The 16,084-nt window shown below is 69.2% G+C and carries 12 protein-coding genes and 2 pseudogenes; 8 read left to right on the top strand and 6 right to left on the bottom strand.

The window, feature by feature from the left end:
- Nucleotides 1-120 precede the first annotated feature (120 nt).
- The 5 genes and pseudogenes from ACZ7LT_RS33195 to ACZ7LT_RS33175 all read left to right on the top strand — a co-directional run bounded on the left by ACZ7LT_RS33195 (nucleotide 121) and on the right by ACZ7LT_RS33175 (nucleotide 6,143).
- Nucleotides 121-657 (top strand): hypothetical protein, encoded by a 537-nt coding sequence (locus tag ACZ7LT_RS33195; protein ID WP_471239815.1) that lies wholly within the window; start codon nucleotides 121-123, stop codon nucleotides 655-657.
- Between the two features lie 588 nt (nucleotides 658-1,245).
- Nucleotides 1,246-1,605 (top strand): hypothetical protein, encoded by a 360-nt coding sequence (locus ACZ7LT_RS33190; protein WP_471239814.1) that lies wholly within the window; start codon nucleotides 1,246-1,248, stop codon nucleotides 1,603-1,605.
- A 142-nt stretch (nucleotides 1,606-1,747) separates the two neighbouring features.
- Complete coding sequence (locus ACZ7LT_RS33185) at nucleotides 1,748-5,425, top strand: hypothetical protein (RefSeq protein WP_471239813.1); 3,678 nt, start codon at nucleotides 1,748-1,750, stop codon at nucleotides 5,423-5,425.
- A 17-nt stretch (nucleotides 5,426-5,442) separates the two neighbouring features.
- Nucleotides 5,443-5,541: pseudogene (locus tag ACZ7LT_RS33180) on the top strand (transcriptional regulator, SarA/Rot family); the annotation flags it as partial.
- 155 nt (nucleotides 5,542-5,696) lie between these two features.
- The gene (locus ACZ7LT_RS33175; RefSeq protein ID WP_471239863.1) at nucleotides 5,697-6,143 is read left to right on the top strand and encodes a hypothetical protein; all 447 of its coding nucleotides are present in this window, start codon (nucleotides 5,697-5,699) and stop codon (nucleotides 6,141-6,143) included.
- Here the strand turns inward: ACZ7LT_RS33175 and ACZ7LT_RS33170 are convergent, their stop codons facing one another.
- The 6 genes from ACZ7LT_RS33170 to ACZ7LT_RS33145 form a co-directional block, all read right to left on the bottom strand.
- Nucleotides 6,144-8,003, bottom strand: a complete 1,860-nt coding sequence (locus ACZ7LT_RS33170) for a peroxidase family protein (RefSeq protein WP_471239812.1) — start codon at nucleotides 8,001-8,003, stop codon at nucleotides 6,144-6,146.
- A gap of 66 nt (nucleotides 8,004-8,069) precedes the next feature.
- A complete protein-coding gene (locus ACZ7LT_RS33165; RefSeq protein WP_471239811.1) occupies nucleotides 8,070-8,441 on the bottom strand; it encodes a hypothetical protein in 372 nt (123 codons plus the stop codon).
- A gap of 98 nt (nucleotides 8,442-8,539) precedes the next feature.
- Complete coding sequence (locus ACZ7LT_RS33160; protein WP_471239810.1) at nucleotides 8,540-9,703, bottom strand: catalase family protein; 1,164 nt, start codon at nucleotides 9,701-9,703, stop codon at nucleotides 8,540-8,542.
- Complete coding sequence (locus ACZ7LT_RS33155; protein WP_471239809.1) at nucleotides 9,700-11,121, bottom strand: Dyp-type peroxidase; 1,422 nt, start codon at nucleotides 11,119-11,121, stop codon at nucleotides 9,700-9,702. Before ACZ7LT_RS33155 ends, ACZ7LT_RS33160 begins: the two co-directional genes overlap by 4 nt.
- Before the next feature lie 46 nt (nucleotides 11,122-11,167).
- The gene (locus ACZ7LT_RS33150; RefSeq protein ID WP_471239808.1) at nucleotides 11,168-12,439 is read right to left on the bottom strand and encodes a hypothetical protein; all 1,272 of its coding nucleotides are present in this window, start codon (nucleotides 12,437-12,439) and stop codon (nucleotides 11,168-11,170) included.
- A 63-nt stretch (nucleotides 12,440-12,502) separates the two neighbouring features.
- Nucleotides 12,503-12,961, bottom strand: coding sequence for a hypothetical protein (locus tag ACZ7LT_RS33145; RefSeq protein WP_471239807.1), 459 nt, complete (start codon nucleotides 12,959-12,961; stop codon nucleotides 12,503-12,505).
- Between the two features lie 1,192 nt (nucleotides 12,962-14,153).
- Between ACZ7LT_RS33145 and ACZ7LT_RS33140 the strand changes: the two genes are divergently transcribed.
- From ACZ7LT_RS33140 to ACZ7LT_RS33130, 3 genes and pseudogenes are all read left to right on the top strand, one after another.
- Nucleotides 14,154-14,360: a hypothetical protein gene (locus ACZ7LT_RS33140; RefSeq protein WP_471239806.1), complete on the top strand. Its 207-nt coding sequence runs from the start codon at nucleotides 14,154-14,156 to the stop codon at nucleotides 14,358-14,360.
- A gap of 209 nt (nucleotides 14,361-14,569) precedes the next feature.
- A pseudogene (locus ACZ7LT_RS33135) lies at nucleotides 14,570-14,950 on the top strand (transposase); the annotation flags it as partial.
- A gap of 263 nt (nucleotides 14,951-15,213) precedes the next feature.
- A complete protein-coding gene (locus ACZ7LT_RS33130) occupies nucleotides 15,214-15,405 on the top strand; it encodes a hypothetical protein (RefSeq protein WP_471239805.1) in 192 nt (63 codons plus the stop codon).
- Nucleotides 15,406-16,084 lie beyond the last annotated feature (679 nt).

The following is a 16,084-nucleotide window of genomic DNA, read 5'->3' as shown; positions in this document are numbered from 1 at the left end:
GCGCGGCCCTGCCCTCCGGTGCAGGGAGAAGCCGCGGGCTGCACGGTCAGCTTCTGGACGTATGGCGGGTGTTCGCGGCACGACGCCGCCCCGGCGCCCGCGGCCACGCCCGTCAGGCCGGTGAAGACGCGGGAGACGGCGTCGGCCGGCTACCGCCGCGCGCTCGACGCGCACCGTGCGGCTGCCGCATCCCGGCAGGAGGCCCCGGCCCTCGCCGCGGCCGCCGCAAAGCAGGAGCAGGGCCGCCGCGCCTTTGCCGAGCCCGAGCCAGTTCCCGACTGGGGGCCCACCCCGCTCGAGAACAGCCGTGCCGAGCGCCGCCGCGAGGCCGACGCCTCCCACGCGGCCGCCCTGTGCCCGGCCCGAGACGAACGAGCCCGGCTCACCTCGGCCCTGCTCCGGGGCCTGCGACAGGAACTGGGCGCAGTCCTAGTCCCGGGCGACGCTGGGCACGCATGGGCCCATAGCCGTTTCTCGTCAGGCTGGGGCAGTAAAGAGCTCCTGGCCTTCGCCACTGTCGATCCTGTGATCATCGTCGAGATCCGCGCTGACACCTCGGTTGATCACGATCGGTACCGACATCCGGTCCGGGTTCTCAGGAGGCGGACCGATCTTGAGCTCGCCGACGTGCCACAAATGGGTGGCGAGGGTGCGTGACACACGCCTGTCGGGGTGGTGCCGGGCGCCCGGTAGGGCCGACCCTCGATGAGATCCAACGCCCGCGTCGTCGGCGCCCGACGTGGCCTGTGTCGCATACCGAGGTCCTCACTCGCAAGCAGCACTGCGTACGCCGCCGTACGGCTGGCGCCCTAATCCCCCGCGCGGGGCCGGGCCGGCAACAGGTTCGTCTCGTACCCGATGGCAACGGCGTGCGCGTTGTTCCTGGCTCGAAGCGCTCCCCACGCCCTGGAGATGAGGAGCTGGCGGTCTGGGGGCGCACCCGGAGCCCGGTAGCAATCTCGGTGTACGAGTGACCCCGCGACAGCAAGTGAAGGACTGCGGCTTCCTGCTCCGTCAGCTGTGGATTCACGATCGCAGGACGGTGCGCTCAGCACAGTCCCGGTACTCGGACTGCTCCTCGTCCCGCGCGCAGGCCGGTCGGCGGAAGGAACCCGCTCTCCCGAGCAGCTCGTCCGCTCCTGGCGCCACAGACGATGAACCGCACCCATCCCGGCCATCGCTCCTGAAATGATCGGCGGCGTGATGCGATAGACACGCCAGGCTTCGTGGTGGGTGGTGGCCCTGGTGGTCCTCTATGTCGTCGTCCTGGTCGTCGTTGGCGCTGCTTCACACATCGCCGACCTTTTCCGCATCGGCCTGTACCCGTATGACTGGGCTCCGGACTGGTTGAACCTGTACTGGTCCTCGCTGGCGGTGTTCGACCTGCTGGCCGCCGTGCTTCTCGTCGGCGGAAAGCGAACAGGCGTGGACCTTCTGTGCATTGTCATGGCGACTGACCTGACGGCGAACTGGTACGCGGCGTACTGCATCCAGCACGCCGAATTCGTCGCCCAGCCCGGCCTGCAACGACTCACCGCCTTCACCCTGCTCGTACTCACGACAGGCACCTTCGTGCGCTCCCGTCTCGGCACCACCACGGACTGAACCGCGGGTCTCTGCCCGTTTCGACCGGCGGAGCCGCAGCGTCACGGACCGCGCGCAAGTGGGCAGCCCCCGACCATTGTCAGTGGCGCGTGCTGAGATGTTCGACAACGCCTGGCACATGATCGAACGGGGGATGGGCGCGATGTCTCGTACTCGGGGGGACGCGGCCGGACTGCGCCGCGCCGCGCTGGAGTTGCTGACGCAGGGCATGTCCGGCCAGGAGCCGGCTCCGGTGGAGCCGGGGCACGCCGCCGCGGCGCTGCGCGCCGCGCTCAGTGCGCGGAAGGCGTCTGGGCTCGCGCGGCTGGCTGTCGCCGCTCGCCTGGCGGGTGAGCTGGACGACGACCTCGCCGTCGAGCTGGTGCGGCGGGCACGCCCTGCCCGCGCCCTCGCCGCACACCTTCTCGGCAGCATGCAGCAGAAGAGCGCCCCGGCCCTACTCCTGGGCGAGCTGACGGAACGGCATCTGGCCGGAAACCCCGCCCGCTGGCGTGCGCTCCACGACGCGCTCGCGACGTCCAGGGACACCCTGCCGAAGCTACTCGCCGCAGGCCCCGCGCCGGCCGGCGGTGAGGCGCTCCTGCCGCCGAAGTCCGTCTGCGACACGCTGGAGCTGCTGCTGGAGCAGGCCGCGCCGGAGCACGCCGCCGCCGCGCTGACCGCGCTGCCCGACCGGACGGTGGGAAGGCTCCTGTCAGAAGGCTCGCTGCCGGGGCCGCGACTGTCGGCCGCCGTCACCCGGAACGGCGACAGCAGGGCGCGGGCCGCCCTCGCCCGTCATCCCCGCCTGGACGCGCGCCTCCTGAAAGAACTCGTGGCCGCCAACGACCCGGCGGTGAACGCCGCCGTGTACCGCAATCCGCGCTGCACACCGTCCCTACGGCGGACCATCGTGCACACGATCCACCGCGTCCCGCTGGACGACGGGCTGCGGGCGGAACTGCTGTCGACCGCCGTCGACGACTCGCGCAGCCGGACGGCACCGCTGCTGGGCAGCGGTGATCCTGAGCTCGCCGCCAAGGCCCTGGCATGGGGCACACGCAAGGTGGCACAGCGATACGCCCTGCTGCGCGTGTGGGAGTGCCAGGGCCCCGACGCCGTCCGCGCCATGCTCGCCGACCCGACCGTCGCCCGGCACGTCCACGCGGACATCCGGGCGGAGGTCGCCGCCGCGCTCGACGAGCCCGACGGGATGACCCGGCTCCGTGCCGAAGGGGAGCCGTACGAGGACCCGGCCACGCTGCCGCGGCTGCTGAGCGCCAGCCGGGGCACCAGCACACTCCGCGACCTTCTCAACGAGCCTTACGTGCACGACATCCGCGCCCTCGCCGCCGCCAACCGCCGCGCGCCGTTCATGCCGAAGGCCGCGGAGGAACTGCTCCGGCATCAGGACGCGACGGACGGCGAGCGCGCCGACTTCCTGCTGACCGTCCTGAACGCACCGTGGCGGGCCGGCGGACGCATCGCCGGAAACCTCACGCCGCCCTCCCGACGGCTGGCCGAGGAGGATCTGGACGACGCAGCCTCCGAATGGGCCACCGGCGTGGTGCGAGCCGGCCTTCTCGACCCCGCCGAACTCATCACCTCAGCCCGGCCCGCCGTCCGCGCAGTGCAGGCCCTGGACGCCCTGACCGAACGCGACCTGTGGGGCGGTACGGCCCGCGATGAGCTGGCGGCCCTTGTCCGGGACAATCTCGAAGGCCGTCCCGAGGCCTGGGAGGCGCTGCTGGAGATGCTTCCCGAGCACCCCGGCACGCTGGCGGAGGCCATCCAGGAGGCGGCGCGGACGGCCGGTGAACTTGCCGCAGGTGAGCCGAGCGCCGGTGAGCCCGCCGCGGACGAGCCCACCGGCGATGAGCCCAGTCTCGGTCAGCCCACCACGGACGAGGCCGCCGCGGACGAACCGGCCCCGGAGCCCGTCGGGGAGCGCGGGCGCTCCGCGCTCGGCGCGATCGACCTGCTGCTGTCGTTCGCCCCGGCCGGGGCAGCCCCGCTCCCGGACGACCCGGCGGTACTGCGGTATCTCACGGCGCACAAGGCGGCGGACGCGCCCGGCTGGCGCCACCCGGACTGGCTGTGGCAGGCGTGCCTGGACCGGGGGCTGGAGGACATGGCCCATCGGTGCGATGCGACGCCGACCCGCGCGGAAGTGCTGTCCTGGATCGAGGAGGCCGAAGAAACCGAGTCCGTCGCCCGTGCCGCCGAGCGGGCGTACCAGCACGGCGTCCTGCAGGCAGACGACCTGCTGCGTCATCTGCCTGCCGCCTGGCTGCTGAGCCTGCCGTACGGCTGGAAGGACTTCGCCTTCACCGCGGCCTGGCGGCGGGCGCTCGTCGGGTTCCTCGAACGGGAACTCGGGACCGACGCGGACGCCTGGCTGCGGCTCGCCGCGACCGCGCGGGACGCGGCAACGATGGACGGCGCCCCAGGGCGCCAACATGCCGCTCCCTGGCCGGAGTTGCTCGACCGCTCGCGCCGGGAGGGCCCGTACGACACGGACACGCTGAGGACGCTGTGCGCAGGGATCGACAGGCACTCGGCCTTCTCACCCACCGTCGCGCCCACCACTCCCGAGGCAGCACTGGGTCTGCTCGCCCGCGGCGACCATCTGTGGGCGTGGCCGCTGGGCACTCTGCTGTGCGCGGCCGGCCCGCGGGCTCTGGCCGCGGTGCTGCCTCGCTTCGGCCCGGACGGGCCGTGGATGCTCGCCGCGTTCCTCCTGCGGTACGAGCCGACGCCGCCCGCGCCTTTCTCGTATCTGCTCCAGCTGCGTGACCGGGCGGCACTGCGGGTGCTCTCCCAAGAGTCCAGGTGGCTGAGCGACGACTGCACGGCCCGCCTCCTCGACCTGGCCGACCCCGAAGTCGATCTGACCATCCTGCGCACCACGGCCGACCTGGGCCTTCGGCGGCGCATCGCGGCCCGGCCAGGCCCGGTGGCGGAACGCCTGGTCGCGGAGCTGCGCGCCGATCCCTTCGCCGAGTTGCCGGGTGGGCCCGTGTGGCTTGAGTCGGCGGAGCCGGAGCTGGTGGAGCTGGTCTTCGAGCGGTCGGGCAAGCATCTCAACCTGGCGCAGCAACTGGTGGGCTGTCTGAGCCTTCTGCGTCACGGCGGAGGTGAGCGGCTGGCGGCGCTGGCGGCAAGCGGCGTACTCGGGCCCACCGCGACCCGGTTGTGCCAGAAGGCACTCGCGGCCGACGACCCGGCGGCGCCCCTGGCGGCGCGCGCCCGTCGGGAGCTGTCGGCGGACCGCCTGGTGAAACGGCTGCGTCGTGCGCGGGGCCACTGGATCACCCGCGAGATCCTCAACAGCACCCCGGGCACCCCGGACTGGGACGCCCTGGAAGCCGCCCACCGCGAGGAACCGATCCCCGGCTGGGGCCAGCTCGTCGGGCATCCCGACGCCCCACACGACTTCAGGGTCCGGAACGCCGCGTACCTCCATACGCCGTCGATCCGAACCGTCCCGCTAGGGCGCGAGCTCACCGTAGCCCGGGCCAGGCACGGGGTGAGCGGACACTACCGCGGGTCCGTGGACGCCCTGCTCGACCATCTGCAGGAGACAGGACAGCTGACCGGCCGGGACCTGATACACGACACAGCGCCGGCGGCCGTCGTGCTGAGTTACCTCAATCGCGCGCGCCGCCGCTCCGACGCCCCCAAGGAGGTGCACACCGCCCTGACGGAAGCCGCCAGCATGGTGCGCGACCAGCTCGGCGGTGACAGGGCCGCTTGGCACCGTGTTTTCACCCGGCTCACCGAACGGGCCCCGGGCTGGGAGCCGGTGGGAACGGTGTCGTCACTGGTGGCCTTGCCGTGACGGACTGGCCTCACAGGACCCCGCTGTTCAAGCAACTCGATTCGGCGGGTCTGCTGCGGCGCGAGCGAAGCGCCGAGGACGAGCGCTCGGTCACCGTACGACTCACGGAGAAGGGGAGGCGCTGCTCGAACGGCTCACCGACAACCTCGACGCTGCGTAGAACGGGCGGTCGAAGTAGCTCCACAGCCGAGACCCGGAGACGTGGGCAGATACCGCCGATTCGCCGGAGTGGCGGATATGCTGCCCCGGACTCCTTCGAATTGGGTAGCGAATGCCGACCTCGCTCGACAAGAAATTCTGGTCGCGGCTGTTTCTCGCTGCGGCGCTGTTCAATTATGTCATCGGATTCCCTGTCCTGCTCGCGAGCCGATGGTCGTACGACCTCACCTACATGTCGGACGTCACCCGTGACCCGATGGCGCTGCGCCTCTGGGCGGACTTCGGATTCGCGGTGCTGCTCATCGGCTTCGGGTATCAGATCATCGCGCGCGATGTGACGCAGAATCGCGGCATTGTTCTCCTGGGAATCGCGGCCAAGCTGTTCGACGTCGTCAATCTGACCACTCTGTATGCCTGGGACATCGCCAGGCCGCTGGTGCTCGTGCCCGCGGCGATCGACGGGGCATTCGCGATCGCCTTCGTGAGGTTCTGGCTGCTGAGCGGGCCACCGACGAAATTGCGAGGCCACGGCCCAGCACCCGAGGGGCGCCGAGCGTGATCACCGCGCGGGTGAGGACGCCTTCCAGGGGGCGAACGCGTTGTTCACCGACTTCATGGACGAACGCAGCTCGGGGAAGTGCCGCAACAGCACGCTGACCATGCTGTTGTTCTCGATCCAGTCCAGCCCGGTCTGCGTGTACACCTGAGGCGTGTAGTCCTTGGTGAGGAAACGGTCGCTGTTGAGCCGGCGGGACGCCATGAGGACGAAGATCCGGAAGGCCGTGTCGCTGAAGGCGAAACCCTTCGGCCGGGGCTCGGCGAACATGCCCACCATGAGGTCGACGCGTTCGATGTCGCCCTCGTACACCCGACGCAGCTCCTCGGCCCAGACGGGGTTGTCCGTGAGCGAGTCGAAATCCTTCGCCGGGGGAAGATGCAGCAGACGTCTGAATTCGTTGTACCGCGGTACGCCGAGTTCCCGGATTCGCAGGATGTCGACCGCCCCGAGGTCCATGAGCTTGCCGTCGGGGCGCTGGAACTCCTGTAGGAACTTGGGGTAGTTGTGCAGGGTCACCAGACCCGGGTGCGAGGTGCCGAAGGAGTAGAAGAGATCCGGCAGGGTGTGTTTGCCGAGAATCTCATAGGCCTGCCGCCCGGCCAGCTCCCGGAACGTCGCCTCCTGCAGCAGGGAGTCGTCCGCGACCGAGCGGAAGCTCCAGTCGTCGGGGACCAGGGGATGCATCCGGTAGACGGCCACGAACTCCTCGGTCAGGGAGTAGGGGACGCCGAAGTGGTCGGTAGGCCCGCCCACGATGCCGCTGAGCACCTCGTTCGAGCTGATCCGGCCGAGCAGCCGGTGCACCCGCTCACCGAGCACGCCGAACCAGTTGACGCGCATTCCGGTAACCATCGTCGGATGGCTGATGACCGCCGGAGTCCATTCGATGGTGTGAATCTTGGCGATGAGTGCCGCCGTGATCAGGCGCGCCCGCTGGAAGATCTCCTCGTCCGACCAGCCGGGGTATTCGCCGCGCAGCCTGTCGCAGATGGCGTTGTGCTCCAGGATGAACAGGGTGTGCATCATGGCGAGGCCCACCCAGAACCCGGGCACGCTCGCCGGGTCCCGTTCGGGGTCGTCCGAGAACAGCGATCCGTTCCGGGGGACCTTGAGTTTGCCGTCCTCCCCCGTCCGCAGCTGCCGCTGGGCGGCCAGGTCGTCGCCATAGAGCTGGGACGCGTCCCACCAGTGCGATTTCTCGTTGATGAACGTCGGCGGCAGCCCGTCGTCACTGTCCGGGCGGGTCGGGTCGGCGAGCGTCCGCGGCACGAGCATCGGCCGGGCGGGCCAAGGGTCGTCGTCGACCAGCTCGATGTGCCAGGAGCGGTCCACCATGCCCTGCCCATGGCTGACCCAGTCCCGGACCATGAACTGCAACCACGCCGCGACCAGGGTGTTGACGGACTCCGCGGGGACGAACTCATGCCTCGTGAGGACGGCTCGACTCACCTCACGTGGGCTCGGAGACATGATCTGCGGCTCGGTTTCGGGGAAGCTCCGCTCCGGCGGGGCGTTGCGGCCGAAGCGCGAACCGGCCATACCCATACGAGGGTTCGCCAGGTCGTTGTACGTACCGTCGGCTGTGCGCTCGATGAGGTGCCGCGGTTCCGACGGCCCGATCGGTGGCAGGTTTTGTGTCGGGTAGGTGCTGGTGTCGAAGAGGTTCTTCCGGCGCAGATTGTTACGGAGACCGATGAGGGTCAGTATGCCGAACGACTTCGGCAGGTTCTGCCAGCCGACCTTGTGGTCGACGGCCAGCGCCAGCCTGTTGTGCAACTGGACGAACCAGGAGGCGGTTCCGGTCTCGCCGGCACTTCGCGGTGTCGTGCGGCTCGCTGAGCCGTCGTGTGCTCTGGCCATCGTGGAATTCCCTTCCGGCGTCCGGTGCGTGTGTTCATGAAGGCATGGTCAGCGGGTAGCCGGACGTCAGCAGTTCCGCCGCTGGGCCAGAAAAGTGAGGGCCACGTTGACCGTCGAGATCGCCGTGGCGGCCATCGCCGGCCGCCGGGCGAGCGTCCCTTCCTGCCCGGCCCAGGTGGCTGACAGCGCATCGCTCGTATGGATGAGCGTGCCGACGCGCAGTGCCCGGTCGAGTTCGTCCGGGTCCTTGAGGAAGAGCAGCTCGGCGCCCAGGACCACGGTTCGCACACCGAACATCCGCAGCGCGTAGATCAACGCCGGCCGACTAGGGTCCGCCCCCAGTCGGCGGGCCACCACCTGGGGGGCCAGGAGTGCCGCCACGCCGTTCACCAGCCGGATTCCGGCGAGGCTGTATCGCGCGACTGTGTGGCCGTCCATGGTCATCGCCCCTTCCCAAGGGGTAGTGCATGCCACGTATGACGCTAGGGCATGTCCCGTCGGTACGCGCGCCGACTGCTCCGCGTGGCCGAGCCGTGTCAGGTGCCGTCACCGGGGTCCTCGTGCGGTGTGCCGTTCATCGATTGCCGGAGCCCGGAGAGCCGGAGATAGATGGCGCGGCGGGCGCGGTTCTGGTTGCCCAGCGGCCGGTGCTCGGGCAGCGCGTGCCAAGGGTTGAAAGACAGCCGGTCGGCAAGGGCGAACTGTTGCGGCGCGTCGAAATCCTGTCTCGGCAGCCGCAGCGTGGCCACGGGGATGAACGGCGAGAGCCGTTCGGGCCAGACTACCGAGGCGTTCTCGATCGGCATCCGATGCGGATCGGTTTGCAATTGGATGAGGAAGTCGAAGGTGACGTCGCGTTCCCGCAACGTCGTGGCCAGCGCCTCCCGCAAGTAGTCGTCCGGCGGGTTCCACGGCGCCCGCGTGCGGGTTCCGTCGCGCGGGACCACGGAGTACTGCATGGCCTGGCCCTCACCGAGCAGATACGGCGTGCAGCTCCAGTACCGGGCCTCCAGCGGACTTGAGTGCGTTTTGGCGTACAACCCCTGCATCACCATGTCGCACAGGTGCGGGTCGCGAGGGCCCAGGAAATACAGGAGGGGGGTGCCGTCGAAGACATGCCGCTGCAGCTTGAGGTTCTCCACGACATTCGGAGTGGTGAAGGTCGGCGCGCTGATGCCCGTGAAGTCCTGGGTGCTCCGTTCGTCGTCGAGCAGCTTCTCGCCTTCGACACCGAGCAGCTTGACGCCGATGCTGAGGATGCCGTTGTCCTTGATGTCGGGCGGCGACAGGGGGCCCGGCCCGGCGAAGCGGACCCAGGCCCGGAAGGTGGTGGGACGGCTGAAGACACCGTGACGCAGCTGCTCGGGCAAGTCGGCGGACACGGTGAACTCCCCGCGCACGACCCCGTAGGTCTTGGTGTTCCCGGCCCGCTGCGCGCACCCCGGCGCGTACTCGCGTGCGATGAAACGGGCCATCTGACGTGTGATGTCCTCGGCGATCCCGGCCTCCTCGGGCCGGACCATCTCCTCGGCGAGACGAAGGTGTTCGTCGCGGCGGCGGACGTTGATGAGCCACTGCACCAGAGCCTGTACCGGTCGGCGCAGCAGCCGGTCGAGCAGCGGGCGGATGTAGGGATCGACGCGCCGTTCGAGCTGGACGCACCACAGGATCGCATTGTTGACCCGCTGCGCCGCGGTCACCGCTGCTCGCCCTTGCCGGTGGCCGAACAGAGGAAGCGCAGCGCCCGCAGCCCGGGAAGGAAGAAATAGGCGCCACCTCGTACGGAGACGAACTGCGGAAGGTCGAGGTGGCGCGTGCGTACGGGCCTTCCCTGTTCGGTGAAGGTGGAGCGATGGTTCGAGCGGGGTGCGACGAGCGGGTCGGGGGAGTCGTATAGTCCGTTGAAGTTCGGATTGTTCAACCAGGTGTGCTGAATGAATTCGAACTGGCGTGAGATGTTCGCGTTGAGACAGAGGAAATGCAGCCCGCGTTCACCCCCGCCCCCCGTCCCACCGTCCGCGTAGGCCCGGCCCCGGCGCAGGATCCGGTGCCGTCTGCCGATCGCGATCGATTCGGCCGATCCCGGCCGGGGGTCCAGCGAGTCACGCGGGTTGGCGCGGCGGATGTGCGCCCCGAGGGGGCAGCTCAAGCCGTCCCGATCGGTGGAGAAATAGCCGAAGTCGTTGTCCGTGGCAAGGGCCGGGTCGTCCTGCCGCGGCGCGTGGACCAGCGGTGCGCCGCTGGGCCAGCGTCCCACCATGCGTGCGGCGAGCGCGTCGCGCGCGGCGGGATCGCCGCTGCCGTCAGGGCGCCTGGTCGCCTCGTCGAGGTAGCCCCAGAACGCGTCGACGTCCTGATGGAGCTGCCGGAAGACCAGATAGCTGCCGTTGTACCCGAGATCCGCGTCGGTGCCACTGGGGCCGCGGGGCAGCAGACCGGCGGGGTCGTGCAGGAGCGGCAGCAGCGGCCGGTCCGTCAACAGGCCGTACTCGTTGGGGTAGCCGAGGACGAACTCCCCCGCCTTGACCACCTCGTCACCGGCTGTGCCGTTGGCACGAGCGGCCGTGGCCTTGGGCATCCCCTCGATGAGCGGCTGTGAGATGCCGTCCCGAAAGCCGAAGGGTTCGCGTTCGGTCAGCTCGGCCGTTCCCAGCCGAACGAGCTCGGTGAGACCGCCCGTGGCGAGGACGACCTGGCGCACCTCCGCCTCGAGCCGTCCCAGCCCCGCCTCGTCGCGCGCGTACAGCAGGGCGAGAACGTGCACGGGAGGGGTGGCCGGGCCGCCCCATCGCCAGTGCCGCGGGGCGTTCTCCCTGGTGTCACCGAGGAAACGACTGCGGTTGGGGTCGGTCATCCCCGAGACGAATTCCTCGGAAAAGCCGTCGGGGCCGGGGATTTCCAACCCCAGAAGCCGTATGCCGTCCGACGTGAAGGCGAGGTTCACGGCGGTGTCCGGGGGCTCCGCGCGGCCGCTCGTCACCCGTGGAGTCAGCTCACCGAGAGCGGCGCGTGCGCTCGCGGGGTCGTTGATCGTGAGCATCAGGAAGCTCGCCCAGCGCAGGGTGCTGTAGCCACGGGGGATGAGGCCCTGCATGTCGTTGAGGTCCAACGTCGCCACCGTCACGTCCCCTTCCCTCAGTTTTCCTCAGATTTCCTCAGTTTCCTCAGAGCAGGGCGAGCCAGGCCTCGGTCTCGGCCGGGCTGAGTGGGCCGAACAAGCCTGCGCGTATACGAGCATTGGTACGGAGGTTGTGCGTGGTCAGGGTGTCGTACGCGGAGTACCAGACCTGGGTCGGCAGCTGATGGGAGCGGAGGTAGTGCTTGAACGCCAGCTCGTCCTTGGCGCCGCCAAGCACGAGCCACCGGGTGCGCGGATAGCCCAGCCCGTTGCTGAAGACGGCGTTGAGGCCCCAGGCGACCTTGTCGATGAAGTCGTCCATGTAGCTTTCCAGGCTGCCGTCGTAGTTACTCGCGAAGATCACCCGGCGTTTGCCGTCGATGAACAGCCAGCGCGCGAAGTGGATGGTTTTGACCCCGGCGAGATTCCCCCGCTTGAAGAAGTGGCGGACTCCGTAGTCCACGACGAACAGGATCGCGGTCATGGTGATCCGCCTGAACCGGCCGGGCTTGACCAGGCCGACGGCGGTGAACGGGTTCTGTGCGACGAAGTCCTCGTAGGAGGCGAGCTCGCGCACATGGTCGCGGTCGGGACGCTTCCGGCTGGGAACGTCACGACGTTCGTGCCATCTCACCAGCACGGCCCAGACCGGCAGAGCGACCGCGAGGAAGGGCAACAACACCAGCCCGGCCAGCGGTACACCGACGAGATGGGCCGCCTGGCGGATCCGCCAGCGCAGGGCGGGCCGCGCAGGCCGCGAACGCGCCCAGGCCAGGTCCTCGCGACCGGTGACGTATTCCTGGACGGCGGCGCGTATCCGGGTGGGACTCCTCCCCGACAGTTCGGCAGCGTGCCGGTCGAGGAACTCCTCGATCGCCTCGCGCAGCCGGGCCTCGTTCAGCATCTGCCGCCGCCCCCTGCCGACGGTATTGACGTAGAAGGCCGCGCACGGCACGCAACGCGACCGCAGCCAAGCGATCCGCTCGCCGTCCGAAGCCGCGCCCGCCGGATATCCGTCGCAGTATCCGAACACCTTGTCCAGCTCATCGCCCGCTTCACGCACAAGGTCGGCGAGGTGGGCGGACGGCGATACGTCCACCTCACTCATGTAGACGACGCTGGTCGGCAGCAACGCCCCAGCGCTGTCGGAACCTTGGGGAACAAGGACCAGCCGCGCGAAATGGACCCCCTCCACCTCGGCGAACCGGAAAGCCTTACCGGCTCCCTTCCGGTTGGCTTCGTCGAGCGCCTCCCGCACGTCATGGACCCGGGCCGGGGGCACGGTGGCCAGGACGGTGACTGCCGACTGGTGCGGCATATCCAGCACCTCCCACCTGCCTCGCGGCTGACGGGCCGTCGCCGCGGTGTGTGGCAGGACGTCTCAGGTATGCGGACCGGCGAAGTGCAGGGAGAAATTGAGGATCCGGCGCCGCCCCCAGTAGACGATTCCCAGATAGAGATGGGGGCCGACCTGGCGGATCTCGTCACGTATCCAGTGCGCGACAAGCGAAGTGCGGGAATAGTCCAGGACGATGCATTCGCCGCCGTCCAGCAGGCTCTCGTCCAGGTAGACCTTCGCGCGTATCGCCCGGATCCCGAAGGGCGTGACCCTGTTGCGCAGACCGCCGCCGTCGCGGTCGAAGACCTTCCCCTGCCATGCGAGGAGACGCGCGAGCGCGGCCACTGCCTTGGACACCTTCGCACCGCGCGCCGTAAGCACGGTGCCACGTCCCTCGCCTCGAGGTATCTCCCCGGGATGACTGGCGCGGAACAGCCGGTCGAGCTCCGGCCGCGACATGGTCAGCAGCTCGTCGACGTCCGCACCCGTGCCGTGGCTCATCGTGCACCTCCAGGGCGGTCCCATGCGTCACACCATCGTATTTCGGCTGGCTTTTCCCGGCATCTCAGGGCCACGGCGAGGCCGGTGCGACCAGCCGGTGGGACCAGCAAATGCGACCAGCCGGATCCGGCCGAGGTGTCTCACGCCGCAGAGTCATCCCGCCGGCGGTCCCCGACCCACGCGGAACCGGCCTGCATCAGGGGAGGGCGGCCGGTGAGCGCGGCCGCAGTCTCACCCAGCACCTCGGTACGTACCTGGCCGACCAGAGGCTCGGCGCGCGCCCTGTTCCAGCCGGACAGTCCAGACAGAAGTGAGGCCACGGCGTCGCTGGCCGTGCGGGTGGCACCGCACAGGGAGCAGATCAGCGCCCGTATCGTCCCAGACGTGCCCGAAGGGGTCGAGCGGACATATCCGCGTGGGGCTGGGCTGTTCAGACGTGGAGTTCTCCGTCGGTATCGGTGTGATGTCCGGGCCCAGCAGGCAGCGGGGTGATGGCCGTACAGCTCTTGTGGTTCCCGGTCTTGACGCAGGGGGCCTGGGGCGCGTGGCGTGCGCCCCAGACGCGTGTGCGCTCGTGGCAGGTGCACCGTGGCCTGGGTGGGGGCAAAACAAGCAACCTGCTGGCTCAGCTGCCGTGGTAGGCCCCGGTGCGCCTGCTGCGCAAGTCCCGGCTGGCGTACGGCCGTTCCGGGGCCGATGCGTGCGGAGGGCTAAAGGAGCCAGGGCGATTGCCGTTCCCCCGGCTGGAAGCATCGGCAGGAGTGGACCGCTGGTGGCCTGTTGCGGGCCCGCTCCAGGGCTCTTTCGAGTCTGGTGTCCGCTCTCAGCTGCTCAGTCGGGCTCCGGCCGACGGATTTCGCAGAAGGAGTCAGCGGCGCTGAGGAGCCGGCTTGCCGACTGCTCGCTCCGGGCAGTGCGGTGCTGGTCGATGACGCCTTCCAAGGCGCGGCCGCGCAACATCGTTGCGCCTTGGCCGCACGTCGGAACCACCCGGCGCGCGATCCGGCATCTGACCACCCTCGCCCAGAAGGCGTAAGCGGCACGCGTTGTACGGCATGCCGACAGGCGGCGCGCGACCCCAGTGCGGCTGTGGCGCGAGTGACTGGACAATCGCCTCAAGCACATTACGCTGACATTTCGGTACATTCGTAAAGGGTCCCGGTATTTTCGGTTCCTCTGGAAAGGGTGGTCCATGTCCTTGTCAATCGATGAAGCCCGCGACCTCAAGCAAGCCCGCAGTAAGGAGCAGGCCGCAGGCGCGACATGGCGGGCGGTCACCGGCTTCTCCAGTTGGCAGGAAGCCGTTGACTTCGCCAATCTCGAGCCAGCCCAGGCTGCGGGCGAGTTCATGGCTAGTCACAACTCCGATGGAACAGTCGACGGCTCGTACCTCTTCTGACGTTCCGTCCTCAACGAGGGTGCCGCCGTCCCTGAGGCCGGCGGCACCCGGCGCACCATGAACAGCCCGGCAGCTCACCCGCTGCGCATCACCACCGCGCCTTGGTCCGGCCTCGAAAAAGGGAAGACGCGGAATCCACCACACGAGTGGTTGAAGCGGTGAGTCGCAACCAAGGACACGGCCGAGCCATCCCCCACGGCGCTGGAAGGCCCAAAGCGGTGGCCACCGTGATCGACTCCCAGTCCGTGAACGCCGCTGAGACCGTCGGCAAGGACTCCCGCGGCTACGACGCGGCAAAAAGGATCAACGGCCGCAAGCGGCATTCAGCGGTCGACACGCGCGGCCTTCCGCTGCTGGTCATGGTCACCCCCGCCGATCTCAGCGACCGCGATGCGGCCAAGGAAGTCCTCTTCCGGCTCCGCCTGATGCACCCCGAAATCACCATCGTCTGGGCCGACTCCGCCTACGCCGGAAAGCTCGTGGCCTGGGGGAAACAGCACCTGGGCCTCACGATCGAGACCGTCAGCCGGCCCAAGGACTCTTCCGGATTCGTCGTGCTTCCCCGCCGTTGGGTGGTCGAGAGGTCGCTGCTGTCGGGATGGCCGTCGACGGGCATCGAGCTCCAGTGCTCGGCGTGCGAAGTGTCGGTGTGGCGCCGGCGTCGGGGCGGACTCTCGCACGAGAGCAGTCGGCGGCCTTCGTGCGAGGGGCTGGCCGGCGAGTTGATGAGGTACTGGGCGAAGCGGTGAGTCCACCGTTGCGGGCTGCCCGCCGGGGCGCGCCTTGCGTCGGCGCGCAGCGGCGGGGTGAAGGAGTGGTACTCGTCGGTGCGCCAGAAGTCCACGCTTTGGAGGTGTTCGTCGACAACGGCGGGCAGCACTGGCCGCGACAGCGGGGGGACCAGCAGTGGCGAACGGGCACTGAACACGTACAGCCCTGGCTGGTGGCGGTCCTGTATGTCCAGGGACAGGCCCGCCCGCGTGCCGTCGTCCCGCGTGACATCGCTGCGCTGCATGCCGAGAGCGTGGACGGCTGCTGGGTGTGACCCCGATGGGGTGGTGGGACGGTGAGGCGGAGGCGTTTGCCCTTTGGGAGGGCTGATGCTCCGCTGGGTCGCGGCGTCGATGGCTGACCTGCTGCCGCTGTCCTGGGCGGAGGACGTCATCCGGCTGCACCACTCTGACGGAGACAAGCGCGGGCAGCGTTGCCGAAACCGCGCTGGGGGCGCACGCGTGCTGCCGCCCCTGAGCGTCCCTCGGCTGGCACGTCCGTCCGCCCGCGTACGCCGAGTCTCCCGCCCCAGCCGACTGTTCTTGGGGTAGCAGCGCACCCACGCCGGAGGGGGTGGAGGAGATTGAGCAGGTCCTCAGGGAGCAGGGCGAGCGGCTGGAGGGGGTCGCCCATGAACGGAAGCTTCCAGCAGGAATGGGGCGTCTGGGCAAGGTCTTTCCTGAGGGGGGCGGAACTCGGGGTGTTCAGCGTCATTGAACTGCAGCGGCCTGCTGATCAGGGCCTGTTCACGCTGGTCGGCGTAGCGGCGGGTTTGTGGTGGTTCTTGGTGTCGTGTGGAGGCTTACGCGGCGCCCGGGGGCGTCGGTGGTGTGGTGCCTGTGTGGCCTGTTGTTATGCGGGTTGGGGGGTGGGGGTGGGGGTGAGGTGGTGGTAGGTGTAGGCGGCTGAGACGAGGGTCATGTGGTGGTGCCAGCCGGGGTAGGAGCGGCCTT

Source organism: Streptomyces sp. NPDC039465, assembly GCF_055639315.1.
This window is presented reverse-complemented; position numbering and strand designations above follow the sequence as displayed.